Source organism: Nisaea sediminum (genome assembly GCF_014904705.1).
In the GTDB taxonomy this organism is placed as follows: domain Bacteria; phylum Pseudomonadota; class Alphaproteobacteria; order Thalassobaculales; family Thalassobaculaceae; genus Nisaea; species Nisaea sediminum.
On record NZ_JACZCQ010000009.1, the window covers coordinates 134,584 to 160,883 of the forward strand.

Annotated in this window: 24 protein-coding genes; 5 read left to right on the forward strand and 19 right to left on the reverse strand. The window is 64.2% G+C overall.

Annotated elements, in window-relative coordinates:
- Nucleotides 1-5 precede the first annotated feature (5 nt).
- Nucleotides 6-446 (reverse strand): MarR family winged helix-turn-helix transcriptional regulator, encoded by a 441-nt coding sequence (locus IG122_RS18620; protein ID WP_319024929.1) that lies wholly within the window; start codon nucleotides 444-446, stop codon nucleotides 6-8.
- Nucleotides 447-561: 115 nt separating this feature from the next.
- Between IG122_RS18620 and IG122_RS18625 the strand changes: the two genes are divergently transcribed.
- On the forward strand, nucleotides 562-918 hold the full coding sequence (locus IG122_RS18625; RefSeq protein WP_193187288.1) for a DUF1428 domain-containing protein: 357 nt from the start codon (nucleotides 562-564) through the stop codon (nucleotides 916-918).
- Between the two features lie 27 nt (nucleotides 919-945).
- Nucleotides 946-1,428, forward strand: a complete 483-nt coding sequence (locus IG122_RS18630) for a VOC family protein (RefSeq protein ID WP_193187290.1) — start codon at nucleotides 946-948, stop codon at nucleotides 1,426-1,428.
- A 16-nt stretch (nucleotides 1,429-1,444) separates the two neighbouring features.
- Here IG122_RS18630 and IG122_RS18635 read toward each other — a convergent pair whose 3' ends face one another.
- The 7 genes from IG122_RS18635 to IG122_RS18665 form a co-directional block, all read right to left on the reverse strand.
- Nucleotides 1,445-2,602: an MFS transporter gene (locus IG122_RS18635; RefSeq protein WP_193187294.1), complete on the reverse strand. Its 1,158-nt coding sequence runs from the start codon at nucleotides 2,600-2,602 to the stop codon at nucleotides 1,445-1,447.
- Between the two features lie 22 nt (nucleotides 2,603-2,624).
- Nucleotides 2,625-4,325 carry an ABC transporter permease gene (locus tag IG122_RS18640; protein ID WP_193187297.1) on the reverse strand — a complete coding sequence of 567 codons (1,701 nt, stop codon included), beginning with the start codon at nucleotides 4,323-4,325 and terminating at the stop codon, nucleotides 2,625-2,627.
- 86 nt (nucleotides 4,326-4,411) lie between these two features.
- Entirely contained in the window at nucleotides 4,412-5,425 is a 1,014-nt protein-coding gene (locus tag IG122_RS18645) for a Fe(3+) ABC transporter substrate-binding protein (protein ID WP_319024930.1), read from the reverse strand.
- Between the two features lie 113 nt (nucleotides 5,426-5,538).
- Nucleotides 5,539-6,675, reverse strand: coding sequence for a molybdenum ABC transporter ATP-binding protein (gene modC / locus IG122_RS18650; RefSeq protein ID WP_193187300.1), 1,137 nt, complete (start codon nucleotides 6,673-6,675; stop codon nucleotides 5,539-5,541).
- Nucleotides 6,676-6,681: 6 nt separating this feature from the next.
- Nucleotides 6,682-7,359 carry a molybdate ABC transporter permease subunit gene (modB, locus tag IG122_RS18655; protein ID WP_193187304.1) on the reverse strand — a complete coding sequence of 226 codons (678 nt, stop codon included), beginning with the start codon at nucleotides 7,357-7,359 and terminating at the stop codon, nucleotides 6,682-6,684.
- Nucleotides 7,356-8,156: a molybdate ABC transporter substrate-binding protein gene (gene modA / locus IG122_RS18660; protein ID WP_193187307.1), complete on the reverse strand. Its 801-nt coding sequence runs from the start codon at nucleotides 8,154-8,156 to the stop codon at nucleotides 7,356-7,358. The genes modB and modA overlap by 4 nt, the downstream gene beginning before the upstream one ends.
- Nucleotides 8,157-8,225: 69 nt before the next feature.
- A complete protein-coding gene (locus IG122_RS18665; protein WP_193187310.1) occupies nucleotides 8,226-8,615 on the reverse strand; it encodes a winged helix-turn-helix domain-containing protein in 390 nt (129 codons plus the stop codon).
- 76 nt (nucleotides 8,616-8,691) lie between these two features.
- Between IG122_RS18665 and IG122_RS18670 the strand changes: the two genes are divergently transcribed.
- A complete protein-coding gene (locus IG122_RS18670; RefSeq protein WP_193187313.1) occupies nucleotides 8,692-9,480 on the forward strand; it encodes an enoyl-CoA hydratase in 789 nt (262 codons plus the stop codon).
- A gap of 30 nt (nucleotides 9,481-9,510) precedes the next feature.
- Here the strand turns inward: IG122_RS18670 and IG122_RS18675 are convergent, their stop codons facing one another.
- Together IG122_RS18675 and IG122_RS18680 are read right to left on the reverse strand one after the other, a co-directional pair.
- Complete coding sequence (locus IG122_RS18675) at nucleotides 9,511-10,107, reverse strand: hypothetical protein (protein ID WP_193187316.1); 597 nt, start codon at nucleotides 10,105-10,107, stop codon at nucleotides 9,511-9,513.
- Nucleotides 10,108-10,232: 125 nt separating this feature from the next.
- Nucleotides 10,233-10,694: a GNAT family N-acetyltransferase gene (locus IG122_RS18680; protein ID WP_193187321.1), complete on the reverse strand. Its 462-nt coding sequence runs from the start codon at nucleotides 10,692-10,694 to the stop codon at nucleotides 10,233-10,235.
- 185 nt (nucleotides 10,695-10,879) lie between these two features.
- Here IG122_RS18680 and IG122_RS18685 point away from each other — a divergent pair, with 185 nt between their 5' ends.
- Nucleotides 10,880-13,099 (forward strand): PAS domain-containing sensor histidine kinase, encoded by a 2,220-nt coding sequence (locus IG122_RS18685; RefSeq protein WP_193187325.1) that lies wholly within the window; start codon nucleotides 10,880-10,882, stop codon nucleotides 13,097-13,099.
- Nucleotides 13,100-13,198: 99 nt separating this feature from the next.
- Nucleotides 13,199-14,203, forward strand: a complete 1,005-nt coding sequence (sbmA, locus tag IG122_RS18690) for a peptide antibiotic transporter SbmA (protein WP_193187328.1) — start codon at nucleotides 13,199-13,201, stop codon at nucleotides 14,201-14,203.
- Nucleotides 14,204-14,216: 13 nt separating this feature from the next.
- On the opposite strand, the gene fhuB is transcribed toward sbmA, so the two are convergent.
- The 9 genes from fhuB to IG122_RS18735 form a co-directional block, all read right to left on the reverse strand.
- Nucleotides 14,217-16,190 carry a Fe(3+)-hydroxamate ABC transporter permease FhuB gene (gene fhuB / locus IG122_RS18695; protein ID WP_193187333.1) on the reverse strand — a complete coding sequence of 658 codons (1,974 nt, stop codon included), beginning with the start codon at nucleotides 16,188-16,190 and terminating at the stop codon, nucleotides 14,217-14,219.
- Complete coding sequence (locus tag IG122_RS18700; protein ID WP_193187336.1) at nucleotides 16,190-17,125, reverse strand: ABC transporter substrate-binding protein; 936 nt, start codon at nucleotides 17,123-17,125, stop codon at nucleotides 16,190-16,192. The genes fhuB and IG122_RS18700 overlap by 1 nt, the downstream gene beginning before the upstream one ends.
- A 12-nt stretch (nucleotides 17,126-17,137) precedes the next feature.
- Nucleotides 17,138-17,905 (reverse strand): ABC transporter ATP-binding protein, encoded by a 768-nt coding sequence (locus tag IG122_RS18705; RefSeq protein ID WP_193187340.1) that lies wholly within the window; start codon nucleotides 17,903-17,905, stop codon nucleotides 17,138-17,140.
- A gap of 40 nt (nucleotides 17,906-17,945) precedes the next feature.
- On the reverse strand, nucleotides 17,946-20,042 hold the full coding sequence (locus tag IG122_RS18710; protein ID WP_193187342.1) for a TonB-dependent receptor: 2,097 nt from the start codon (nucleotides 20,040-20,042) through the stop codon (nucleotides 17,946-17,948).
- 27 nt (nucleotides 20,043-20,069) lie between these two features.
- Complete coding sequence (locus tag IG122_RS18715) at nucleotides 20,070-21,110, reverse strand: siderophore-interacting protein (protein WP_193187345.1); 1,041 nt, start codon at nucleotides 21,108-21,110, stop codon at nucleotides 20,070-20,072.
- Between the two features lie 171 nt (nucleotides 21,111-21,281).
- Nucleotides 21,282-23,177 carry a bifunctional sugar phosphate isomerase/epimerase/4-hydroxyphenylpyruvate dioxygenase family protein gene (locus tag IG122_RS18720; protein ID WP_193187347.1) on the reverse strand — a complete coding sequence of 632 codons (1,896 nt, stop codon included), beginning with the start codon at nucleotides 23,175-23,177 and terminating at the stop codon, nucleotides 21,282-21,284.
- Between the two features lie 34 nt (nucleotides 23,178-23,211).
- Nucleotides 23,212-24,717 carry a tripartite tricarboxylate transporter permease gene (locus IG122_RS18725; RefSeq protein WP_193187349.1) on the reverse strand — a complete coding sequence of 502 codons (1,506 nt, stop codon included), beginning with the start codon at nucleotides 24,715-24,717 and terminating at the stop codon, nucleotides 23,212-23,214.
- Nucleotide 24,718: 1 nt separating this feature from the next.
- Nucleotides 24,719-25,213 carry a tripartite tricarboxylate transporter TctB family protein gene (locus tag IG122_RS18730; protein ID WP_193187351.1) on the reverse strand — a complete coding sequence of 165 codons (495 nt, stop codon included), beginning with the start codon at nucleotides 25,211-25,213 and terminating at the stop codon, nucleotides 24,719-24,721.
- A gap of 60 nt (nucleotides 25,214-25,273) precedes the next feature.
- Nucleotides 25,274-26,269 carry a Bug family tripartite tricarboxylate transporter substrate binding protein gene (locus tag IG122_RS18735; RefSeq protein WP_193187353.1) on the reverse strand — a complete coding sequence of 332 codons (996 nt, stop codon included), beginning with the start codon at nucleotides 26,267-26,269 and terminating at the stop codon, nucleotides 25,274-25,276.
- Nucleotides 26,270-26,300: the final 31 nt, after the last annotated feature.

A 26,300-nucleotide genomic window follows, 5' to 3' on the forward strand; every position in this document is an offset into this window, starting at 1 on the left:
TGAGTTCAGGAAAGGGCGATCAGTTCCGCCCGGAGGCTGTCCGGATCGCCGCTCGGCAGGAGGCGGTCGATCTCGTCGTGGGTTTTCCGCCAGACCGGTAGGGCGTCCTTCAGCACGTTCCGGCCAGCATCCGTGAGGCTCAGCCGCCGCCCGCGGCGGTCTTCGGGATCGATCGCAATCTCAACGAGGCCGCGCCGTTCAAGCGGTTTCAGGTTGGCCGTCAGCGTTGTCCTGTCCATGGCGAGGAACGGCGCGACATCCTTTATCCTCGGGGGCTCGGGCCGGTTCAGCGCCATCAGCAGCGAGAATTGCCCGTTGGTCAGGCCGTAGGGCCGGAGCGCCTCGTCGAAACGCCGGCCGATGGCGCGGGCGGCGCGCTGGACATGGAGGCAGAGACAGCGGTCCCGGACCTCGCGGGTGACTTCGATCGGCAGGTCGGCATGCATGTTCATGTTTCTAATTATGTTGACATCAACGTATTGATCAAGAAGCATCCGCACCATCGGCCAGCGACCGGCTGAAAGCGAGCGAAACCGAAAAATGCGAAAAGGGAGATTTCAGATGGGATACGTCACCGGATGCGTGATGGCGGTGCCGACGGCTCGGAAGGACGAGTTCCTCGAGCATTGTGCCGCCTGTGCGGATGTCCTGAAGGAGAACGGGGCGCTCGAGATCTTCGAATGCTGGGGCGACGAGGTGCCGGACGGGGAAGTGACCTCTTTCCCCATGGCGGTCAAATGCGAGACGGACGAGACCGTTGTCTTCTCCTGGATCCTCTGGCCCTCCAAGCAGGCCTGCGAGACGGGCATGCAGGTGATGATGGAACATCCGAGCCTGAAACCGGAGGTGCTGCCGATGCCGTTCGACGGCCAGCGGATGATCTATGGCGGGTTCGAGGTGATCTCGGAAATCCGATAAGGCCGGCTGCTGGCAGGGAGAATGGAAATGACCGAGATCGTCACATGCCTGTGGTTCGACCATGGCGAAGCCGGAAAGGCGGCGGAATTCTATGCCGCCACCTTTCCGGACAGCCATGTCGACCGGGCGAATGCCTCTCCGGCGGACTTTCCGGGAGGCGCCGCGGGAACCGAATTGACCGTCGAATTCACCGTGCTGGGCCGACGGTTCGTCGGCCTCAACGGCGGGCCGGTCTTCACGCCGAACGAGGCCGTCAGCTTCATGGTGCTGACCGAGAGCCAGGAAGAGACCGACCGCTACTGGGACGCGATCGTCGGCAGTGGCGGCCAGGAGAGCGAATGCGGCTGGTGCAAGGACCGCTGGGGCCATTCCTGGCAGATTACGCCGAGGCGCTTGCTCGACCTCATGGCGGATGACGATCGCGACAAGGCTCGCCGCGCCATGGAAGCGATGATGACGATGCGGAAAATCGATATCGCGACGCTCGAGGCGGCGGCGGACGCCGCATAACGGACGCGTTCCCGGTTCAGGTCCGGCGCGAAAGCCACCAGAGACCGGGCAGGGCGAGGAGCGAGCAGAGACCCATCGCGTTGTAGGCCGCCGGTCCGAAGCTCTCGTAAAGCGTTCCGGCAAGGGGCATCATCGCGCCCATCAGCACCCCGCCGGTCAGCGCGTAATAGAGGCTCTGGCCGGTGGCGCCGACGCTGTCGGGAATGGTCCGCGTCAGATAGGCCATGGCACCGAGATGGGCGGCCCCGAAGGTAAGCGCGTGCAGGGACTGCAGTGGCACCAGCAGCCACGGATCGTAGGTAAGCGGCGTCAGCGGCCAGCGGATCACCCCGCCGATCGCGGCGATGGCGAGGAAGCCGAGCGGTCCGATCCGGCGGGCGAAACGGCCCGCGAAGGCAAAGAGGATCACCTCCGCGACCACGCCGACGGCCCAGAGCAGACCGATCACGCTCTCGTCCAGCCCCGCATTGCGCCAGGAGATCGAACCGAAGGCGTAATAGACGGCGTGGCTGACCTGAAGCAGCCCTGCCGATACGACGAACAGCAGGAAGTCCGGACGGGCGAGCAGGCCCAACGGGTTGGCACGCTCCGTCGAGACCTTGCGCGGGACTTCCGGCATCGCGAAGCAGGCAATCAGGATAAGCGCGACCGTGCCGCTGGCGATCCAGATCACCCAGTCAGGATCACGCCCTGTAAGGAAGGCCCCCGTCGCGGTGGTGCCGAGAATGAAGCTGATCGAGCCCCAGAGCCGGACGCGTCCATAGTCGAGCCCGGCATCACGGACGGTCCGGAGCGCGATGTTCTCCATTATCGGCAGGATCGGATTGTGCAGGGCGTAGAACAGCCCGGCGAGCAGGGCAATCGGCCAGAACCCGACGGCGCTGTTCATCGCAAGGCAGACGAGAAGCGCAAGCGCGGCAAGCACGATGGAGAGTTTGCGTCCCGCGCTCCGGCGGTCGGCGATCTGCGCGACCAGCGGATGCGCGATCATCTTGACCCAGAATACAGCGGCCATGATCGAGGCGATCTCGACGGCGCCGAGCCCGCGATGGTCAAGCCAGACCGGCCAGAACGGCATCAGCACGCCGAACAACAGGAAAAAGGCGCCGTAGAACGCGGAAAGGCGGAGGAACAGGCTCTGTCGGCTCGGGGCTGCGGCGCTCTCGACGGACATGCCGTGACTTTCGGGGCCGGCCTCAGGCGGAGCGGCGATGCCCGGGCCGGGAAGCGGAGATCGCGCGGCTCAGGACTATCACCGGCAAGATGCCGGCCGCAACGATGGCGAGGGCCGCGAGCGCGCATTGTTCCAGCAGTTCGTCCGAGGCGTATTGATAGACATAGGTCGCGAGCGTCTGGAAATTGAAGGGCCGCAGCACCAGGGTCGCCGGCAGTTCCTTCATCGTGTCGACGAAGACCAGCACGATGGCGGTCAGCAGGCTGCCCCGGATCAAGGGCAGATGCACCTTGCGCAGGGTTGCGAGCGGTCCGTGGCCGAGCGCCCGGGCGGCAAGATCCATGTTCGGCGTGACCTTGCCGAGCCCCGCCTCGACCGCGCCGAAGGAGATCGCCATGAAGCGGACCATATAGGCGAAGACCAGAGCCGTGGTGGTGCCGCTCAGCAGGAGGCCGGTCGGAAAGCCGAACTGTTCGCGCGAGAAGGCGTCGATCGCATTGTCGAGCGCACCGGCCGGGATCAGGATGCCGATCGCCAGCACGGCCCCCGGAATGGCGTATCCGACACTCGCAAGGCGGGAGGCAAAGCGGACGCCGCGGCCGGGATTGAGGCGCACCGCATAGCCGAGCAGCACCGCGGCGGCGACCGTTGCGACGGCGCTGATGAGCGAGAGCTTCAGGCTGTTCTCTGCGTAATGCAGGAAGTCCGCCGTCCAGGATTGTTCGAAGTACTCGAAGGCGTAATAGCCGAGCACCGAGGCCGGGACGACGAAGCCGAGCAGGATCGGCAGGGCACAGGCCAGAACAGCGCCGGCGCGCTTCGCCCCGGTCAACTGATAACCGGGCAGGGCGCGGACGTGACTCGAGGTATGGTGGAAGCGCTGCCGTGCGCGGGAACTGCGTTCGATCCAGATCAGGCCGACGACGAAGACCAGCATGACCAGCGCGATCTGCGCCGCGCCGCCGGGATTGCCCATGAAGAACCAGGTATCGAAGACACCGCGAGTCAATGTGCGGACAGCGAAATAGTCGACCGTGCCGAAATCGTTCAGCGTCTCCATGAGCGCGAGGGTCAGGCCGACGACGATGGCCGGGCGGGCGAGCGGCAGGGCGACGGTGAAGAAGGCCCGCCAGGCGGTCGAGCCGAGGGTGCGGCTGACCTCGAGCACGCAGACCGACTGCTCCAGAAAGGCGGCCCGTGCCATGGCATAGACGTAGGGATAGAGCACGAGCGAGATCATCGCGATCGCGCCGCCCATGGTACGGATATCGGGGAACCAGTAGTCGCGCTTGGTCTCCCATCCGAAGATCGCGCGCAGTCCGGTCTGCAGCGGTCCCGCGAATTCCAGCAGGTCGGTATAGGTATAGGCGATGACGTAGGCGGGCACCGCGAGCGGCAGCAGCAGCGCCCATTCGAAGACGCGCCGTCCAGGAAAGCGGCAGCTCACGACCAGCCAGGCGGTGCCGGTGCCGATCAGAACGACGCTGACGCCGACGCCGGTCATCAGGAGCAGCGTGCTGGAGAGGTAGGTGCCGAGGACGGTGGCGAAGAGATGCGGCCAGATGTTTTCGGCCGGGTTAAAGGCGATCCAGACAAGCGCGGCGATCGGTGCGACCACGAGCGCGGCAAGGACGAAAGCGGCAAGCAGCCACGGTCCGCCGCCGCTATGCCGGACCGGGCGGGCCTCGTCGATGGCGCTATGCGCGGAAAATGCCTCGTCCATCGGGACTCCTCAAGCTTTCGATCCAAACGCCCAAAGGCCCGCGCTATGGCGCGGGCCCGGGCTCTCGGAACCGAAAGGGTAGGCGTTTAGTCGTTATAGCCGACCCGGTCCACCATCATGATGGCTTCCTTGCGGAGCTCGGCGACCTCGGCGAGGCTCAGTGTGTCCGACTTGAACTCGCCCCAGGACTTCACTTCCGGGAGCCATTCCACGGTCGGGTTGACCGGATATTCGAAGTTCTGCTCGGCATAGAGGGTCTGCCCGGCGCCGCTCAGGAACTCCATCAGCTTCAGGGCGTTCGCCTTGTTCGGCGCGGACTTGGTCATGGAGACGCCGGAGATGTTCACGTGCGTGCCGCGGTTCTCCTGGTTCGGGAATACGAGGTAGACGGAGTCGGCCCAGGGCTTCTGCTTCTCGTCATGCAGCATCTTGCCGTAATAGTAGTGATTGCCGACCGCGATATCGCACTCGCCTTCCTTGATCGCCTTGACCTGCGCCCGGTCATTGCCCTGCGGCTTGCGCGCGAGGTTGTCCTTCACCTTGGAGAGCCAGGCTTCCGCCTCGTCCTTGCCGTGATGGGCGATCATCGAAGCGATGAGGGCGACGTTGTAGACATGCTTGCCGCTGCGGGTGCACAGGCGGCCCTTCCACTTCGGATCGGCGAGATCCTCGTAGCTGGTGATCTCGCCCGGCTTCACCCGGTCCTTCGAGGCATAGATGATGCGCGCGCGCGTGGTCATGCCGTACCAGAGCCCGTCCGGATGGCGGAAGTTCGCCGGGATGTTCTTTTCCAGCGTCGGGCTGGTGACGGGCTGGGTGACGCCCGCATCGACGGCGTCGTTCAGCTTGCCGATATCGACGGTGAAGATCAGGTCGGCCGGGCTGTTGTCGCCCTCGGCCTGGACGCGCTCGATCAGACCCTTGTCGGAGAAGACGACGTTGACCTTGATTCCGGTCTCCTTGGTGAAGGCATCGAACAACGGCTTCACCAGGAATTCCTGACGGTAGGAGTAGACGTTGACTTCCTCGGCGGCATTCGCAGCGGGCGCGAGCATGGACGCGCCGATCAGGCCGAACAGGAGTTTCTTCAACTGAGCCACGGAGTTTCCCCTAGTTCTATTAATGAGAATTAGTCTCAATTTCTTTAGAGATGCGTGAAGCGCCGTTCCGGGTCAAGTCCGAAATGAACGAACCCTGACCGATCACAGTCACGTTATGCGGTTGGAATGATTCCAGGTTTTTCGGAGGCGGCGCGCTTGCCTCCGCCGGGGATCAGGCGGCGGTCGACGGCGCTGCTCTTGATCAGGGCGAAAACCTCTCTGCCCGGTGCGAGGTCGAGACGCACCACGCTTTCCCGCGTGATGCGCGACCGGAGGCCGGTCCCGTCCAGATCCATCAGGACTTCGGCGAAGGCGCCTTCCTCGATGAAGATCTCCGAAATGCGGGCCCGGAGCGCGTTGCGGATGCTGATCGCCGCAGGCTCCTCCGTGGCGATCGAAACGTCGCGCGCGCGGATGCGGACCCTGACGATGGTACCCTTTTCGGCATCGATATTCGGCATGCGGAGGATCTGATTGCCGATCGCAAGGTCGGTCATGGCGAATTCCGGATCATGGGCGACAACCGGGCCCTCGAGAATCACACCGGCTTCGAAACGTCCCATCATCGGGCCGAGATCCATCCGCTGCATGACATCCGGCACGGCGCCCTGGGCGGCCACGGTGCCGCCCCGGATCAGCAGCATGTGATCCGCGAGGCGGCTGAGTTCGTCGATGGAGTGGGTGACGTAGAGGACCGGCAGGTTCATCTCCTCCCGGAGACGCTCGATATAGGGCAGGATTTCCATCTTGCGCCGGAGATCAAGGGCGGACAGAGGTTCGTCCATCAGCAGCAGGCGAGGACGCGAGACGAGGGCGCGTCCAATGGCGACGCGTTGGGTCTCCCCTCCGGACAGGTCCTCGATACGGCGATGGAGCAGTGGCGAGAGGTCGAGCATGTCGACAATCTGGTCACGTGTCGGCTCCTTCCGCTCGGGGCTCGCCCGGCGGACGGCGTAATCGAGGTTTCCGCCCGCAGTCAGATGCGGAAACAGCCGGCTGTCCTGGAAGACGAAGCCGATGCTACGCCTGTGTGGCGACACGAAAATGCCTCGCCGGTCGTCCTGCCAGATCTCGCCCGCATGTTCGACATAAGTGTCGGTGCCCCGCTCCAGTCCCGCCGCGAGCCTCAATAGCGTCGTCTTGCCATGTCCGGAGGGTCCGAAGAGACCTACGATGCCGGCAAGCGGAGTCGAGACGTCCACGTCGGCGGCGAATTCCGGAAAGCGGATGGTGCTGCGGAGAACCAGCATGGTGTTTCAGCCGACCCTGACCGGTGCGCGGCGGTGCAGGATCGTGACCGCCATCAGCACAAGGAAGGAAAACACCAGGAGGCCGATCGAAAGCCGGTGCGCCTCGGCATAGGAGAGGGTTTCCACATGTTCGAAGATCGCGATCGAGATGACCCGGGTGCGCTCGGGAATGTTCCCGCCGACCATCAGCACGACGCCGAATTCGCCGATGGTGTGGGCGAAGGTGAGGACAAGGGCGGTGATATAGCCGCGGAGCGCGATCGGCGAGGCGACGGTGAGGAATGCATCGAACGGCGAAGCGCCGAGCGTGGCCGCCGCTTCCAAATGCTTTACCCCGACAGCCTGGAACGCGGTCTGCAACGGCTGTACGGCAAACGGCAGCGAATAGACCATGGAGGCGATCAGCAGACCGGCGAAGGAGAAAGCCAGACTTTCGCCGGTGAGCGCGACCCAGGCGCTACCGAGACCGCCGGCCGGACCGAGCAGGATCAGCAGATAGAAGCCGAGCACGGTCGGCGGCAGGACCAGGGGCAGGGCGACGACAGGCTCGACGATCCAGCGCAGCCGCGAGCGGGTATGCGCCAGCCACCAAGCGAGCGGTGTCGCGAGCAGCAGCAGGATGACGGAGGTCGCGCCAGCCAGCTTCAGGGTCAGCAGGATCGCGGAAAGATCGCCGTCGCTCACGGGCAGCTCTCGGCGGGTGCGTAGCCGGCAGCCCTGATCGCGGTGCAGGCCTCGGCTTCTGTCAGGAACGCGAGGAAAGCCTTCGCAGCGGGATTGCCCTTGCCGCGGAGCAGCAGCACGGCGTCCTGCCGGATCGGGGTGTGCAGTTCCGCCGGAACGACCCAATGGCTTCCTTTTAGCCCGGCCGGTGCGTCCTGGAGCTGGGACAGCGCAACGAAGCCCGCCGACACGCCTCCGGAGGCGGTGATCTGGAACGCCTGTGCGATGTTCTGTCCCATCACGATCCGATCGCGATAGCCGTCCCATAGCCCCATCGCTTCGAGGCTCTCGCGGGCGGCCAGCCCATATGGGGCGAGCTTCGGGTTTGCGAGCGCGATGCGGCCAACCTTGTCCGAGGCGAGAAAGGCCGCGCCATCGCTGGAAATGCGCCCCGGATCGGGACTCCAGAGCGCCAATTGTCCGGTCGCGTAGGTAAAGGGTTTGGCTGCGGCCTGTTTTTCCGCGAAGAGCCTTGCCGGGCGGAGCTGGTCTGCGGCAAGCAGCGCGTCGAACGGAGCCCCCTGGCGGATCTGGGCATAGAGTTGCCCAGTCGACCCGGTAGCGATCACCAGTTTGTGGCCGCTCCGCCGCTCGAAGGTGTCGGCAAGCTTTTGAGCCGTCGAGGTGAAATTGGCCGCGACCGCCACAGTGCCTTCAGCGGCGCCGGCATCGCAGGCGATGGCGCCGAGAGCGACGGCCAGTCCGAGAACTCGGCATATCGGATGCCGGGTGATCCTGCTCGAAAGTCGGAATTGCATGGACGGTCTCGTAGCCGATATCTGGTGCGCAACGGGATATCGTTATATTCATTCGGATACAACGGTGCGTCAAGCGTCGGACCCGGTCTCACCCAAATCGCGACCTTCGGCGAGAAGGCCACGCAAACGCTCGATCTCGGGCGCCAGAACCTCGGCCGCACGCGCTTCCATCTGCCGGTAGCAGGCCGCGACCTCTTGTCCCAGCGCCGTCAATCGTGCGCCGCCGCCACTGCTTCCGCCCTTGGCGGTCACCACCAGCGGCGCGGAGAAATGCGCGTTCATTTTCTGCACCAGCAGCCAGGCGCGACGGTAGCTCATGCCCATCCGCCGCCCGGCCTTGCTTATCGAACCGGTCTCTCCGATCGCTTCCAGAAGGTCTGCCTGGCCGGGGCCGATGGCGACATTCTCGTCCAGCACGACGCGCAACCGTGGACCGAGGGTTTTGTTTCCTGCTTTCATGGCGCCGACTTTGCCACGGTATCCTCCGTGGCACATCGGCAAAATCGAAAGACCTGAAAGGTCGGCGGGAGGCGTAATGACGGGCGCAACGGACGAACTTCTCTACGAGGTGAGGAACGGGATCGGCTGGATCACCTTCAACCGGCCGCAGGCGCGCAATGCCTTCACCTTCGCAATGTACGAGGGGGTCGCCAGGATCTGCCGCGAGGCACGGGCGGGCGGCGATGTCGCCGCCATCGTGATGTCCGGGGCCGGCGACAAGGCCTTCGCCGCCGGGACCGATATCGGCCAGTTCAAGCACTTCAGCGGAGCGGACGATGCGCTCGCCTACGAGGCGAACGGCAACAGGATGATGAACGATATCGAGCGTTGCCAGGTGCCGACCATTGCGGCGATCCACGGTGCCTGCACCGGAGGCGGGGCGGCGATCGCGGCCGCCTGCGACATCCGTATTGCCGCGGCTGACCTGAAATACGGTTTCCCGATCGCACGCACCCTCGGCAATTGTCTCTCCAATGAAAATCTCCGGCGCCTCTCCTGGCTTGTCGGTCCGGCCCGGGTGTCCGAGATGCTGCTGACCGCGCGTCTGATCGAAGGCGAGGAAGCGAAGGCCATCGGGCTGATTTCCGAGGTGCTGGCGGACAAGGACGCGGTGATCGCGCGGGCGGAGGAACTTGCTACCAGGATGAAGGGCCATGCCCCGATCACCATGCGGGTCACCAAGGAAGCGCTCCGCCGTCTGAAGAGCAGCGGCGGTGTGCCCGACGATCACGACCTTATCGTCGCCGCCTATACCAGCGACGATTTCCGCGAGGGCATGTCGGCCTTCCTCGAGAAGCGCAAACCAGACTGGAAGGGCCGCTAGGCGGATATCGCTTGGTGAATTGGGAGCCGCTCACGCCGGGTCGTTGAGGTTGCTTCCGCCCAGTGCCGGAACCAGCTGATCTCCGTCACCTCTCTTGTCTTCGAGACGTGCAGCGAGATAGCCGCGGAGAGCGAACAGGATGACGAGCGGCAATGCGACGCTCGTCAGGCTGTCACCGGCGTGGAAATAAGCCCACGGAATCGCGCCGGTTACAGCGGCCAGAATGACGAGCGAATAGCGGAACCTGATCCGCGCGGGTCCCGTGTCAGTGCCGATCAAGCCGCGCTCGGTCGTTCCGATCAGGAGAGCGCCGACAAGAGCAACGACCACGAAGAGGGCGGTCTGTGCTTGGTGCCGGAGCGTCTCTGCCCATTCGTCGAAACCCAGCTTGTACAGGCCGACGATCGCCGGCGTGATCAGGAGGAGGTGAATATTGATCCCGAGAACGACCGGGCTGAATTTCGGTCTGGTCACGCCGATCGCCCCGAGGACGAGAGCGGCGCTTGCCGCGCCGGACCAGCCCGCGGTCTCCAGTCCGAAGCCGCCGCGCCAAAGGGAGAGAAACACCAGCGTAGGCAGCATTTCCGCGCTGGCGACGAGCCACGCATTCTGACTGGTTTTGCTCATATGTCGGCCTCCCGGACCAGATGGCGAACAAACCGCATTTAAACGATTGCGGGCAATTAACCGAAGGAAGACAAAGTCGGTCAAGGAATGGCCGAATGCAAGCTGTGCGGGTCTCCGGTCCGGATTCAGGCAGCGATCTCGCAGGTCATGAAGGTGCTGTGGGGATCGAGCCTGTAGCTGCCGAAGGGCGGGCATTCGGTAAAGCCGAAGCGGGCATAGAGCGCCCGCGCCGGAGCGAAGGCCTCCATGGAGCCGGTCTCCAGGCTGATGCGGCGGTAGCCGCGCGCCCGTGCTTCTTTCAGAATATGTTCGACCATCGCCCGTCCGACGCCCTTGCCGCGATGGCGGGCGGCAGTGTGCATGGATTTCAGCTCGCCATGTTCCGGCGAGAGCTCCCGGAGCGCGCCGCAGCCGAGCAGGTCCCCGTCTTCCCAGGCGCTCCAGAAGGTGATGTCCGGACGTCTCAACCCGTCCAGATCGAGAGCGTGGACGCTTTCCGGCGGGGAGTGGGCGTTCCCGTGGTCGAGATGCGCACTCAGCAGCATGGCGATTTCGTGGCCGGTCAGATCGTCAACGCGGATATGCATTTCATAGTCCTCTAGCAGCCTTCCCGGATAGCCTATCAATCCTGCGGGCGATTGCTCAAGGTTCCGCACCGGTTGTCACGTCTCCATCGTCCGGATGAGTGACAAGTCTGGTATTCCGGCTTATATTTCAATAAATTGTGGTTCGTACTCCAGAACCAGTCGCGCGATCGGTGGGCTACCTCGACATGGCGATATCTCTGCAGACGGCAGTGCTCAGCGCGATGGTCGGGACCTTGCTGCTCGCGGCGGCACTTACCTATCTTCGGACCTTGCCTAATGCGCCACGCGGTTTGGGTTACTGGTCCGGCGGATTCTGGGTCCATGTTTCCGGATATGCCTGTACCGCGTTCATCCAGCCTCCCCTCCAAACTCTGCTCGGCGAGATTCTCCAGGCAGCCTCTGCGATTCTGATTCTGGCGGGGACCGCTGTTTTCATGGGGCGGAGCGTTCGCCCGCCGCTGCTCGTCGTCGGAATATCCCTCGTGGCTTTCTGGGCGCTCTTCGGGGCGGTCGCCGAGCTTGGATTCGTGCTTCGGACGCTGCCGGTTTTCATGCTGTCGGGCGGCGCGCTGCTGTTGACCGCATGGCTGCTGTGGCGCAGATCCTCGGTTGGCCGTCTCGGGACGGGATATCGTGTGGTCAGCGTGGTCTTCGTGCTCTGGGGACTGCACCGGCTCGATTATCCATTTCTGCGTCCAATCGAATCCTTCGCGCCATACGGCTTCATCATTGCAGAAGTGCTTGCCATTGCGGCGGCGGTCGGGCTGATGCTCGTGGCACAGCATAGTCTGATGGAGAGGGCCGAGGCGGAGGGCGCGGCGCGCAACCTTGCCGACAAGGCGTTGCGCAAGCAGCTGGATATCCAGCAGAGCATCATCGATGCGGTCTCGATCCCGATTTTCCTGAAGGATTCGGACGACAGGATCATCAGCGCGAACCGCGCGTTCATGGAGCTGTTCGGCCGGCCGTCTGCGGAGATTCTCGGTATCTCCGTCACGGAGATCTGGAACGACCCGTCGGCCGACAAGATCTTCCGCATCGCCGAGGAGTCGCTCGTCAGGGGGCAGTCCGAAGTCGTGGAGACCCAGCTGACGCTACCGGGCAGAGAACGCCGCGATTACGTGGTCTCGAAAGTGCCGCTTCTGATCGACGGGGCCGAACGTCCGGCGATTGTCGGTGTCCTGCAGGACATGACCGACCACAAGCGGGCGGAACTTAAGCTGTTCGAGAGCGAGAAACGCTTCCGAGATTTTGCCGAGTCGTCGTCCGACTGGCTCTGGGAAACGGATGTCGACGGGCGCTTCACCTTCTTCGCCCATGGAAGCGGGAACTATAGCGGTCATGTTCCGGAGACAAATCTCGGTAAGACCCGCTTCGAGGCGACGATCGAAGACCTAACGTCCGAAAAATGGCGCGCGCACATCGCTGATCTAGAGGCCCGCCGCCCGTTCACCGGATTCCGCTATCTCCTGCGCGGCGACGACGGGCACGATGTCGCGGTGGCGATCAACGGAGTGCCGATCTTCAATGACGATGGCGAGTTCCTTGGTTATCGCGGCACCGGCAGCGACGTGACCCAGCAGCGCGAGGCAGAAATATCGCGGGACCGGGCCCGCCTGGAAGCCGAGCGCGCGAACCGCGCCAAGTCCGAGTTCCTCGCCACGATGAGCCACGAGTTCCGGACTCCGCTGAACGCAATCCTCGGCTTCAGCGAGATGCTGGCGAAAGAGGTCCTGGGTCCTCTCGGCAAAGACGGCTACAGGGACTATGCCGACGCGATCCACGACAGCGGAGCGCATATGCTCGCCCTGGTGAACGATATCCTCGATATTTCCGCTATCGAGGTCGGAAAACGGACTTTCGCCAAGGAAGAGATCGCCGTTCTCGACATGCTCAAGGAATGCACCGTCGAGGTCTCCACCATCGCGGCGGACAAATCGATCAATCTCGAGGTCGGCGTCCCGAGCGAGCGGCTGACCGTCCTGGCTGACACGCGGTCGGTCCGGCAGATCGTTCTCAATCTGCTGTCGAACGCTGTGAAATTCACGCCGGAAGGGGGCTGGATCCGGTTGACCGCAAAACCGGATCGCGGCGACATGATTGCGATTTCCGTCGAGGACAACGGCGAGGGCATCGCGCCGGAACGGCTTCCGACCATTACCGACCCGTTTTCACAGTCGGGCAGTCACCCGCACCACAGCCGGGAGGGCACCGGACTTGGTCTCAGCATCGTGAAATCCCTCGTGGAGGCACATTCGGGCGAGTTCAAAATCGAGAGCACGCTTGGAGTGGGCACCAAGGTGACCGTTTGGCTGCAGGCCTCACTCGGCCCCAATCTGGCCGTTGCGGAGCATCAATATGCTGGCCCGAAGGCATTGCCCGAGGAGAATCCGGGCGAGGGATAGAAATGGGCTTCTCGCTGTCTGAATGGCGGCGCCGGTTGTTCTTCGCCCATGGCGCCTATACATCCACTGAATTGAACCAAATCGAGAACGGATAACCAGATGTTTCGATCCTTTTTTCTGACCCGCGAATGGGCGATCTGGGCGTGGGTTGGCATGGCGATCATTTTTGGCGGCACCTGGTATCAGGTTCAGCTGGACGTGCAGATCAACGAGTGGTTCGGCGGCTTCTACGACATGGTGCAGAAGGCGCTGGCCGAGCCGAACAGCATCACAATCGGAGAGTTCTACAGATTTCTGCTCACATTCGGGCAGATCGCGGGCATTTATATCTTTGTCGCCGTGATGCTCGGATTCTTCACCAAGCATTGGGTGTTCCGATGGCGTCAGGCGATGAACAATTTCTACATGAGCAATTGGCAGCATCTGCGCCACATCGAGGGCGCAAGCCAGCGCGTCCAGGAAGATACCCGCCGCTTTGCCACAATCATGGAGACCCTCGGCAGCAGCCTGCTCGACTCTTTGATGACGCTGGTCGCGTTCCTGCCGATCCTCTGGGGCCTCTCGAAGCAGATCAAGGTGGTGCCCTTCTTCGGTGAAGTCGAGCACGCGCTGGTCTATGTCGCCATTCTCTTCGCGCTCTTCGGCACCGCGGTTCTGGCGGCGGTCGGGGTGAAGTTGCCGGGCCTCGAATTCAACAACCAGAAGGTCGAAGCCGCCTACCGCAAGGAACTGGTCTATGGCGAGGATCATGAGGAGCGCGCCGACCCGCCGACGGTCCGCGAGCTTTTCCAGAACGTGCGGCGGAACTATTTCCGGCTGTTCTTCCACTACATGTATTTCGACGTCGCGAAGTGGAGCTATCTGCAGTTCGGCGTCCTGGTGCCCTATATCGCCCTGGCGCCGACCATCGTCGCGGCGGGCATCACCCTCGGTGTCATGCAGCAGATCGTCCGCGCCTTCGGCCGGGTCGAGTCCTCGTTCCAGTTCTTGGTCCGGAGCTGGGGCACGATCGTCGAGCTGATCTCGGTCTACAAGCGTCTGCGGGCTTTCGAGGCGCAGATCGGCACCATGCGACCGGTTCCGCAACCGGAGGCGGCGGACTGATCAGAGTGCTGCGTCAGAGGCCGCGCCGCCGGATGATGGAAATCAGGAGCAGAGCGAACAGATAGCCGCCGCCGATCAGCGCGGCGACGATGCCTGCCGGAAGCTGGTTCGGATAGGCGACGAACCGGCCTGTAACCTCGGCGGCCACCAGAAGGATCGTGCCGAGTGCAGTGGCGGCGACGAGCTGCTGGCCCGCCCGCCGCGCCCCGAGCATGGTCGCCGCGTGCGGCGCCAGAAGGCCGATGAAGGAGATCGGGCCGACCCAGGCGACAACGCTGCCGGCTCCCGTCGCGACGAGCGCCAGCAGAATGCGCCGGGCGGGGATCACGCCGACGCCCCGCGCCGCCGCCATGCCCGCTCCGAGGGAAAGCAAGGTCAGCCAGCGCCGTAGCGCAAATGTGAGGCCGAAGATGGCGATGGCGGTCGCGCACAGCGTTGCGGCGCCATGGGCCGAGACCAGGGAGGTCGCCCCGGTCTTCCATGCCAGCAAGTCGTAGGCTTCCTCGCCGGCCCGTGCCATTGCGAACTGGATCATCGCGTCGAGCAGGGCCGCGAGGGCGATGCCGGTCAGGATCAGGATCGCCGGCGGGGTTTCGCTCCGCTGCCAGAGGAAGGACAAAAGGATCAGCACCGCGAAAGCGCCGAGCGCAGCGCTCGGGATCGCGATCTGGGTGGCCGGAAGTCCGAAAAACACGACCCCACCGACCGCGACGAATGTCGCGCCCGCAGTGACGCCGAGCACGTCGGGACTGGCGAGCGGATTGCGCAGCAGCCGCTGCAGGATGACACCGATGGTGGCGAGCAGGGCGCCCGCTCCGGCAGCCGCGACCACGCTCGGCCAGCGCAAGGCGAGGATCATCCCGCGGATCCGTTCCGACTGGTCTCCGATCCAGACGGGGCCGTCGGGCGAGGCGCCAAAGCCGATGGCGAGGGCGACGGCAGCGAGCGCGGCTGCGCAAAGCGCCGGAATGAGCAGGCGCGGGGAGCGCTCCAGCCCCCATGCCATGTGGAAACCGCCCGCTGCTTCCGGCCTGAGTTGCCTGAAGGCGACCAGGATCAAAACCGGCGCCCCGATCAGCGCCGCGCTGGACCCGCTTGGGATCAGGGTGCGCGACCAGTCGTTCAGGGCGACCGGGATGGCATCGGTCAGAGCGAGGCTCGCTGCGCCGACGAGGGCGCCGAGCAACAGTGAGGGCACGACCGCCCGGACGCCGAGCAGGCGGATCACGTTTGGCGCTATCAGGCCGATGAAGCCGATGGCGCCGACTACCGCGATCGAGGCGGCGGTCAGCCAGACCGCAAGGCCGAGCAGGGCGATCACCAGCGGCAGCACGGCGAGGCCGCGGGCCTTGGCGGCGTCCTGGCCCAGCCGCATGATGGAGAGTGGTCGGGCGAGGGCGAGCAGGAGGATAGCCCCGGCGGCGATCTGCGGCGCCAACCATCGCGCGTCGGCCCAACCGGTCTGCGTCAGGTCCCCGGCGGACCATACGAACACTGCCTGTATGGTATCGCCGTTGAGCAGCGCAAGGATCAGGGCCGCACCGCCGAGAAACAGGTTGGTCGCCATGCCCACGACGATGACGACGATCCCATCCATCCGCGCGAGCCCGGATACGGTGAGGACCAGCGCCGTCACCCCGAGACCGCCCAAGAGGCAAATCCAGACACCGTAACGGGCCGCGAAATCGGGCCAGAACACGGTCGCGACCATCAGGGCAAGCCAGGCGCCGGCGATGGTGCCGAGGGTCGAGGGCGAGCCGAGCGGGTTGCGGGTGATCTCCTGCATGGTGCTGCCGGCAAGACCGAGCGCGGCGCCGACGAGGAGCGCCATTGCGATGCGGGGCAGCTCGGAGCTCCAGAACAGGATGCCGGGCAGGCCGCTGCCATCCAGCATCGTGGCGGCTGTCAGTCCGGCAGGATAACCGGCGGCGAGATGCAGAGAGGATCCCCCGACCAGCAAGGCCAGGACGACGAGATACGGCCGCATCAGTTCTCGCCGGCCAGCAGGGCTTTCGTGATCTGCTGGGCGATGCGGCCGATCGAGAGCGCCCCGCCATAGGTCCAGAGTGTCGGCAGGGTGCGGAACCGTCCCGCCTTCACGAAGGGCATCTCCCGCCAGAGCGCGGTGTCAAACAGCTGATCGCCCTTCGGGAAGGGTTCCATATGCATCACGTAGTCGTCCTCGATTTCCGCCAGCGCGGTGACCGGCTTGAAGGCGATGCCCCAGCGGGAATTCTCGATCGGATACCCGGTCTCCAGACCGAGCGCGTTCATCGCCGCTTCCGGCAGTCCGTTGGTGCCGGAAATTACCACGCGTTTGTCGTCGATGAAGCGCACGATGGTGAGTTTAGGCGCGCCGTCCGGAAAGGTGTCGGCGATGTCACGCTTCAGCCGCTCGAGCTTCGCATCCATTTCCGCCAGTTTCCTCTCCGCCAGGCCCCGGCGGTCGAAGAGCGTGCCGAGCTCGAGGAAGTTGGCGCGGACCGCCGCTTCGTTGTCGTGGTCCTCGCTGAAAAGTTCGAAATGCAGGGTCGGCGCAATGGCTTCCGCATGGTCGGCATAGTTTGCCTGCTGGCCGCCCAACAGCAGCAGGTCCGGCTGCAGACCGAGGATGCGTTCGAGGTTCGGGGTTTCGCGTTTGCCGACATCGACGGAAGCCTTCGGGATCGGCGGGTACGCGACCCATTGGGCGTAACCTTCCGGATCGGCGACGCCGGCTGGTGTGACCCCCAGCTCGATGAGCTGTTCGGTGAGCGCCCAGTTCAGCGAGACGACCCGCTCAGGGACGGAGGAGAAGGCGCGCGAGCCGCGCGAGTCCGTGATCGTTCTTGCGCTACGGGCGAGGAGGGTTGCCGGGAGGGCAGTGGCGCCGGCGGAGGCCAGCAGGCTTCCGAGGAAAGCGCGTCGTGCGAGGGGGCGCATGAAAGTGTCCTGTCAGTCGCTGAGCGCAACGAGACGGTCGTCGCGCGGATGCCGCGTAATGGAAAAGGGATGGCCGAACAATTCGCGCAGAAGGGAGCCGTCAAGCAGCTCTTCCGGCGATCCTCGAAAGGCGAGGCGACCCTGCTTCAGGGCCACGATGTCGTCGGCATAGCGTGCGGCGAGATTGATGTCGTGCAGGATGGCGACCACGCCGATCCCGGTTTCCGCGTTCTGCCGGGCGAGATGACTGACGACCTCCACCTGGTGAGCGGTATCGAGCGCGGAGACCGGCTCGTCGAGCAGGACGCAGCTCGCGTCCTGCGCCAGCGCCATGGCGATCCACCCGCGCTGTCGCTCGCCGCCGGAAAGATGGTCGACGAGCGTATCGGCGAAATGCTCGACATTCATTGCCCTCAGGCATTTCTGAACGATTTGGTCGTCCTCCCGTCGCCAGCGGGCGAAAGGGCCGCGCCAGGGGTAGCGCCCGAGGGTGCAGAGCGCCCGGGTGTCGAGCCCGGGGGCCTCCGGAAGGTTCTGTGACAGATAGGCGACCGTGCGGGCGAACTCCGACTGTCCGTACTGCTCAATCGGCTTGTCCTCGAGAAGGACCTGCCCGCTCCCGGCACGCTGTTGGCGCGCCAGGATTTTCATTAGGGTGGACTTGCCGGAGCCATTCTGTCCGAGGATGACGGTGAACCGGCCCGGAGCGATGTGAAGCCGTTCGAGATCGAGGACGGTCCGTCCCCCGTAAGTGACCGTGAGGTCGCTGATCCTGAACATTGTATCGGTGCTCCGCGCCCGTCTCGTATGCCGTTTTTGCTCAGAACTTGACGCTGTAGGCCAGCGCGACCGTCCGCCCCGGTCCCTTGACGTAGTAGTAGTCGTCATAGGCGTAGGACTGCACCGAGTAGGACTGCTGCAGCACCGGCACGTAGCTCTCGTTGAAGATGTTCTCGATCCCGAAGCTGAGGGTGCCGGGGCCGACCTGGAAGCGGCCGAGCAGGTCGACGAGGAAATAGTTGTCGATGGTCTGCAGGCCGGAGAACTGGTCGCTGTCCGGGTTGCGGGTGCCGGAATAGAGCGTCTGCAGGCGCAGCGAGCCGAAGTCCCAGGGACGCGCCTCGACATAGGTCGTGATCTTGGCCGGCGCGATTCGGTCGGAGCCGAGGTCGGTATCGTAACCGCCGTCGCCGTTGGCGTCGTAGCGGCCTTCGAGCCAGGTGAAGGTGCCGCCGATATCGACTTTCTCATGCAGCGCGTAGGACGCCGCCACCTCGACGCCGTAGACCTTCTCCGGCGCGAGCTGGATGTTCAGGTTCCGGTCGTAGGTCACGCCGTTGTTGGACTCGTTGTAGAACACGGTCGGCTGGACCATGAAGCCGGCATGCTCGATGCGGAAGCCGAGCTCGTAGCTTTTGGTCTTCTGGCCTTCGGAGGAGAGCTGGGAGACGTCGGTGAAGTTCGAGTCGTAGAGATAGCGCCCCAGATCTCCGAGCTGGAAGCCTTCCGAATAGCCGCCGAACACGCCGAGACCGTCGAGCAGCTGATAAGACGCGCTGATGTTGAACAGCGGCTCGCGGTAATCGACCGTGCCGCCGTTCACATTGTTGCCGAGTTCATTGACGTGGGTCGGGATATCAACGTCGATGATCTCGTAGCGGACGCCGCCGGTGATCTTGAGATCGGAGGTCAGGTCGGCCTGGAGCTGCGCGAAGGGCGCGTAGCCGTTCATCGTGTAGTCGGGCACCGTCGAGGGTGCGTCGATGTCGTTTACCACGGTTTTGTCGTGGATGTAGTCGACGCCCCAGATCAGGTTCAGCGGTAGCGGGGAGGCTTCGATCGGCGTGTCGATGGTCAGCCGGGAGCCGAATTTCGAGGATTCGGTCTCGTACTGGTTATAGACGGTGTTCAGGAACTCGGTCCGGGTGAAGGTCGTGGTGTTGTTGTTGTAATAGCCCTGCAGGCTGACCGCGCTGCCCAGCACGTCGATATTGCTGTAGGTCGCGTTCAGCGTGAGATTTTCGATCCCGGGCTTCCTGGTGTTGAGGTTGCCCCGGGATGGTGTCGCGCTGGTGTTGTTCGTGACGCTGCCGCCGCCGACCAGGCCGGCCCAGTCGCTGTCCTGGGTGTAGTCGTAGTAGTTGGCGCTGAATTCGAGCCGGTGATCCTCGCGCTCGACTCCGAGCTTGCCGAGGAAGTTGTAGGAGGTGATGTCGTCGGTGCCGCCCTGGGTGCCGTAGCTGTCCGGCGGGCGGCGTTCTCCGTCGGCGGTGAAGCTGCTGCCGGCCTTGTCGAAGTTCCCGTTCAGTAGATAGTCGATGTGACCGGTGCGGCCCGATGCGCCGAGATTGGTCGTGTAGCTCGCGGACTCGCCGACATCTTCCGGCTGGAAACGGAAACCGGCGGCGGCGGTGTAATTGACCTCACCGTCCTCCGGTTTCCTGGTGATGATGTTGACGAGGCCGCCCGGTGCGCCGAAGCCGTAGGCGGCGGTCGCGCCGCGTACCACTTCGATCCTTTCGATCGCGCTCGAGCTGATGCTGTTCAGCGCGCGGTAGTTGTTGTTCAGGGTATTGGTCTGCGGCACGCCATCGATCAGGGTGAGAAAGTTACGTCCGCGCAGGGTCTGGCCGTATTCCGTCAGGTTTTCCGTCGCCTGGCCGAAGCCGGGAACCGTCTTGGCGAGGATCTGGCCGACCGGTGTGTTGACGGAACTCTGTTCCTCGATTTCTTCGCGGGTGACGACGGTGACGGAGACCGTTGTTTCCTCGACCGGGGTTTCGGTCCGGGTCGCCGACGTCACGGTGATCTTGTCGAGCGTCGCCGACGCACCGGCGTTGGGCTTGTCCTGCGCCAGTGCCGTCGCAGCCGTCAGGGCCGTCGTGGCGGTCAACGCGAGCAGAAGCAGCTTGTTCATGGAATAACTCACTCTACGCAATGACATTCATTGGGATTTGGCGGTTTCGTCGCGCCGCCAGTAGACGGCGCTGTACCTGCGCTCCGGCGCGAGGCCGAGCGCGGTTTTGAAATGTTCGCGAATCTCTTTCGCCTGTTCTGCCTCGCCGGCAAACCAGCCGGTCTGGTCCGCGCCACGCGCCGCCGTCGCCGCTTTCAGCGCGGCGGGCAGATCGTCAATCGGGACCCAGTCGAGGGTGAACCCGTCCGGCAGGGAGACAGCGAGGGGGTCCTGATGCGGCCGCAATCCGATGATTGCATGACCTCCATCGGTGCCGGATCGGGCTTCGAGGATCCGCATGATCGCGGGAACGGCGGTGTCGTCTCCGCCGATCGCAAGCCATCCGCCGGCCGGGAAATGGCCGCCACCCGGTCCAATCATGCCGATCCGGTCGCCCGGCCGCGCAGACTCGGCCCAGTCCGAGAAGAGGCCGCCGGCATGGCGCACGATGTCGATCTCGACCTCGCCCCGCTCTGGGGAAATCTCGCGGACCGTGTAAACGCGGACGGTCAGTTCGTCCTTTCCGGCCGGAAACCGGATGGCGCCGGAGGTCTCGATTGTCGGCCAGACGATCTCGGGGCGTGCCGGATCCCGCGGCAGCATGAGGCGGACATGCAATCCACGCTCGGTGAACGGCGTGAGGTCCTTTCCTTTGAGGGTCATGCGCAGCAGCCAATCGCAGAGCGCCCTCGTGCGGACGATCGTCATTTCCCGCAGGTTCTTCGGCCGCCCCGGCGCCGGTGCCGTTCCGCTCCAGACGATGCCTTTCGCCAGGGCCGGGTCGTGGGCGATCAGATATTCCGAAACGGAGCCCTGCAGCACGGTCAGGCCGTCCTCGTCCGGGGAGTCGATCCGAACACTGAGCCGGTCCGCGTCAGCGGCGAGTCGGATCTTTCCGTACGAGGTCTCGAAGACGGCCCGGTCCCGGTGCCGCGCAACAGGATGGAGATCATGCGTCGCAAGATGACGGACATGGTCTTCCAGCCAAACCCCGGCATTTCCGATTTCCACGGATATTTCTGACTGCATGGCCCCGCGCCCGTTGCGGCATCGGGTGCCGCTATTGCAAATGAGAGTTGTTTGCAGAATCAGTCGCATAATTTGCGCGATGTCAAGCGCGGAGGCATGGTGCCGTCACCCGATCAGCGGCGAAAACTCGCTATGTGGAAATGCATGGGGGTCGGCCGGACCTCGTCCGGCTTACACGGATGCGGCGGTCACGCCAGTGCTCAAGGCCCGCTTCTGGGCCGTGATCCGGAACTGCGCGTTTGCGGCGCCATATCCCGCACAGCCGTTTCGCCGTTCGACGATCTCGAAGAAGAAACCGTCGCCGTAATTCGGGCTGTAGAGCTGGAAATACTCTCCCCGATCGTCCCGGTCGTAGAGGATGTTCGCCTTTTTCAGACGGTCGAGCAGGTCCGGGGCGAGACCGAAGCGGGCTTCCAGATCGTCATAATAGTTCGGCGAAATGGCGAGCGGCACGAAGCCGGTTTTTCGCAGGCTCTCTGCGGTCTCGAAAATGTCATCCGTGCGGAAGGCGATGTGCTGCACGGCCGAGCCAAAGCTCTCTGAAATGAAGTGCCCGGCCAGCGTCCGGCTGTTCTCGGCGCCGTTGAGGGTGATGCGAAGCGAACCCTCCGCATTCTCGATGGCCTGGCTGCGGACGAGACCGGCAGGATCGACGACATCGACCATAGGCGTCTTACGGGTTTCGAAGATCGAGGTGTAGAAGAGCAGCCAGGTCAGCATCTCCTCGTAGTTCATCGTCTGGGCTATGTGGTCGATCGCGGTGAGCCCGACGTCACCAGCCGCTGCTTCATCCACTTCCGGCTTGAACTCGATCTCCCAGACACGGGCGAGATCGCTCTTGCCGTCGAGGAAATGAATGAGGCCGCCGCCGACCCCGCGGATCGCGGGGATCTTCAGCTCGCCGGGGCCGACCGGCTGCTCGAACGGCGTTGCTCCGAGTGCCTTCGCCCTCTCCACGGTCGCGCCCGCATCCTCGACCTTGAGGCCGATATCGCAGACCGTCGTGCCGTGCACGAGATAGGAGGAATGGGCGAAGCCCTCGCGCTCGGTATTGATGACGATATTGATTCCGCCCTGGCGCCAGAGCATCACGTCCTTCGCGATATGCCGCCCGGCGCGCCGGAAACCGAGGCGCCGGAGCATCGCAGCGAGATCCTCGGCCTCGCCCTCATCGGCTGCGAACTCAATGAACTCGATGCCTGATGCCTTGACCCGGGCCGGCATGTCCGGGACCTGGATCGCGATGCCCGGCTCGGCGCGTTTCACCTGGTCCATCAGGTAGAGCAGGGAGCGATGGCCGTCGACGGCGATGGTGCGGGGCGAGCCGCCGCGGAACTGGTCGTTGAAGATCTCCAGCGAGACCACGCCGTCATATCCGGTCGCGCAGACCGCACGCATGAAGCCGGTCACGTCGAGATCGCCTTCGCCGGGCATGTTCCGGTAATGGCGGCTCCAATGGAACAGGTCCATGTCCACTTTCGGCGCGTCGGCGAGCTGTACGAAGAAGATCCGGTCGCCGGGGATCGAACGGATCGATTCCGGGCTGAGGCCCTTTCCGAGCGTGTGGAAGGAATCGAGGATCAGGCCGACATTCGGATGGTCGGCCCGACGCACGATCTCCCAAGCGTCCCTGTGGTCGCTGACATGGCGGCCCCAGGCCAGCGCTTCGTAGCCGATGCGGATCCCGCGCTTCGCCGCGCGCTCGCCGAGTTCGGCGAAATCCGCCGCCGCCCGGTCGATCCCGCCGAGCGAGAGCGGGGAGATGTTGGAGCAGATCAGCACGAGGTCCGCACCGAGTTCTCCCATCAGGTCGAACTTGCGCTCGGCCCGGTCGAAGGTGCGGCTGCGCTGCGGCTCGGGCATCCCCTCGAAGTCGCGGAACGGCTGGAAGAGGGTGATCTCGAGGCCGCTGTCGCGGACCAACTGTCCGGCCTCGCGCGGCGAGCCGTCGAAAGCGAGGAAATCGTTCTCGAAGATCTCGATCCCGTCGAATCCGGCGGCGGCGATGGCTGCCAGCTTTTCCTCGAAATCTCCCGAGATCGAGACCGTGGCGATGGATGTCTTCATCTTCGTCGTGCCTCCGTTGTCGAGGGCGTTCAGACTAGCTTTTCCGTGCCAAGAGGCTCCGTGCCCAGCGCCAGAGCGGGGTCTGCGAGGCGAGCATCAGCAGGAAGGATATGGTCAGCACGGCCGTGATCGGGTTCGAAACCAGATCCCAGAAGAAGGTTCCGACATCTTCGCGGGCACCGATCATGGCCCTTCGGTAGTTCTCGTCCATCATCGGCCCGAGAATGACCCCGAGAATGACCGGTCCGACCTGGAAGCCGTAGGTCTTCATGAAGTAGCCAACCACGCCGAAGCCGAGCATCCAATAGATGTGGGCCGGGTCGTTCTGGATGGCGTAGGTTCCGACCGCTGAAAGGACGATGATCAGCGGGATCAGGATCGCTTTCGGGCATTCGACGATCTTGGTGAAGATCTTGATGCCGGTCAGGCCGAAGATCAGAAGGAAGACATTGGCCAGCGCCAGATTGCCGACTGTGAACCAGAACAGATGCGGTGTGTCGGTCAGCAATAGCGGGCCGGGTTTCAGGCCGTGAATGAAGAGGGCGCCGATGATGACCGCCGTCACGGCGTCGCCCGGGATGCCAAGGGTCAGCATCGGTATGAAGGCTCCGCCGACCGCAGCGTTGTTGGCCGCTTCGGGGGCAACCAGCCCTTCCTTGTTTCCCTGGCCGAACGGCACTTCCGGATTCTTGGTCGAGCGCTTGGCGTGATCGTAGGCGAGCAAGGCCGCGATGTCTCCGCCGGTGCCGGGCAGGGCACCGATGATGGTGCCGATCCCCGATGCGCGGATCGCAAGCGCGAAGTAGCGTTTCACATCTGACAGGTGCGGAATGATCCGGTCGATCTTCTGTTTGACCGCCGCCCGGTCGAGGCCGTGCAGCTGTACCAGCGCCTCGGCGACGCCGAAGAAGCCGATCATCGCGGCGACATAGGGAATGCCGCCCATCAGCGTGATCGAGCCGAAGGTGAAGCGTCCTTCCGCGGTCATCGGATCGAGCCCGACCATGCCGATCAGCACACCGAGGGCGCCGGCGAAGACGCCCTTGGCGAAGCTCTCGCCGGAGAGGGTGCCGACGAGCAGGATGCCGATCAGTCCGAGAAGGAGATAGTCGCGAGACTGGAACTTGAGCGCGAAGCTCGAGATCGCCGGGGCGAAGAGGGCGAGCGCGATGATCCCGACAAAGCCGCCGAAGACGGACATCACGGTGGTCAGCCCGATCGCCTCGCCGGCCTCGCCGCGTTTGGCCATCGGATAGCCCTCGAGGGCGGTGGCGATGGCGCTCGGCGCGCCCGGGATGTTCAGCAGTATCGCGGTACGGGAGCCGCCATAGACGCCACCGACGAAGATGCCGGCGATCAGCGCGAGGGCGTCGTTCACCTCCCATTTGAAGGTGAAAGAGATCAGGATCGAGGTCGCCATGGTGACCGAAAGGCCGGGGATCGCGCCGACATAGATGCCGGCGAACGTTCCGGCCGCAGTCAGGAACAGGAGCCAGGGATCGAACCAGGACGTGGCGAGGAAGGAGAGGGTTTCCGTCATCTCAGAACAGCCCTCTCAACAGGGAGCCCTGCGGCAGTACGACCTGGAACACGAGGCGGAAGACAACGTAGATAGCTCCGAGCGAGAACGCGGCCAGCAGGGCGGTCGGGACCGGCCCTTTGCGCCAGAGCAGGAAAAACGCGGCGAAGAGGAAAAGCCCCGAGCTGGCGATAAAGCCGAGCCACGGCATCGCCATGAGATAGAGCAGGATCAGACCGAGCAGCGCGACATGCCGTAGCGGCAGGACCTCGTGGAAAAACCGCGGAAACGCCTTGGCGCGGCCTCCGTCCGCCCGGGGCTTGGCGAGGCAAGCGACGAGATTGAAGAGCGCCGCCAGTATCATCGCGCCGGAGGCGAGCATCGGAAAGACACCGGCCGAGGTGAGGCTGGAAAAACCGGAAATGTCGTGCGCCTGCCAGAGGGCCACAAGGCTGAAGGCGAGCAGGGCAATGGCGAAGACAAGCTCGCCGGGACGCCGGGTGGGGATCGAGGTCATCGGTCTCTTTTCACCGCGCAGGGGTGCCCGGCCCCGCGGCAGGGCCGGGCGACCGCTTCCTTACGGACGCGGGATACCGATGGTTTCCGGGTTCACCTTGGCGGCGCCGGTATCCTGAAGGGCCCAGGCGGTCACCTGCTGCCATTTCTTCAGGAAGGTCACGGCCTCGTCGCCGGAGATGTTCATCACCACGTTGCCGCGGTTCGCCATCAGGGTCGTGAAAGCTTCGCTGGTCGCCGCCTTCTTGAACGCTGCGACCATGGTCGCCTTGACGTCGTCCGGCACGTCACCGCGCACGAAGACGCCGTAGAAGGGGCCCCAGGGAAGGAACTTCTTCATGTCGGGGATGGCGTCGGTGATCGGCGGTACGCCCGGAAGCGTGTCGACTGCGGTCGGGTTCACCACCGCGAGCGCGCGCATCTTGCCGGCCTTGATCTGTTCGGCCGCGGCGGAAATGCCGGAGGGCATGAAATCGACCTCGCCGCCGAGCATGGCCGTGAGGCCGGGGCCTTCACCGCCGAACGGAATGGCGGTGACGTCGAACGGCGCGGAGTTCTTGATCAGCGCGCCGACCGTGCTCGGCAGTCCGCCGGGACCGGTCGATCCCATCTTGACCGCTCCGGGATTGGCCTTGATGTCCGCCAGAAGGTCCGCCATCGACTTGTACTTGGAGTCCGCCGGGACCACGACGACAGCGACGCCGCGTCCAAGAATGTTCACCGGATAGAAGCTGGAATAGTCGAGCTTCGAGACCCCCATGACAGGATGCAGCTGCGGGTTTTCCGCACCGTAAAGAAACGTGTAGCCGTCGGCCGGGGCGGCGTTCACGAAAGCGGTCGAGATGGCGCCGGCACCGCCGGACTTGTTCAGCACGACGATCGGCTTGCCGAGAGCCTCCTCGGCGGCCGGGTTGACGGCGCGGGCAACGGTGTCCGTGGCGCCGCCGGCGCCCCACATGACGACGCCGAGCACTTCACGTTCGGGATAATCGGCCTGTGCGGCCGCGCCGGTGAAGAGGGCGAGAGCGGTCACCGCTCCAAAAAGCGTTCGGATCATAACTTCCTCCCATGGGCGGATTTTCCCGCCG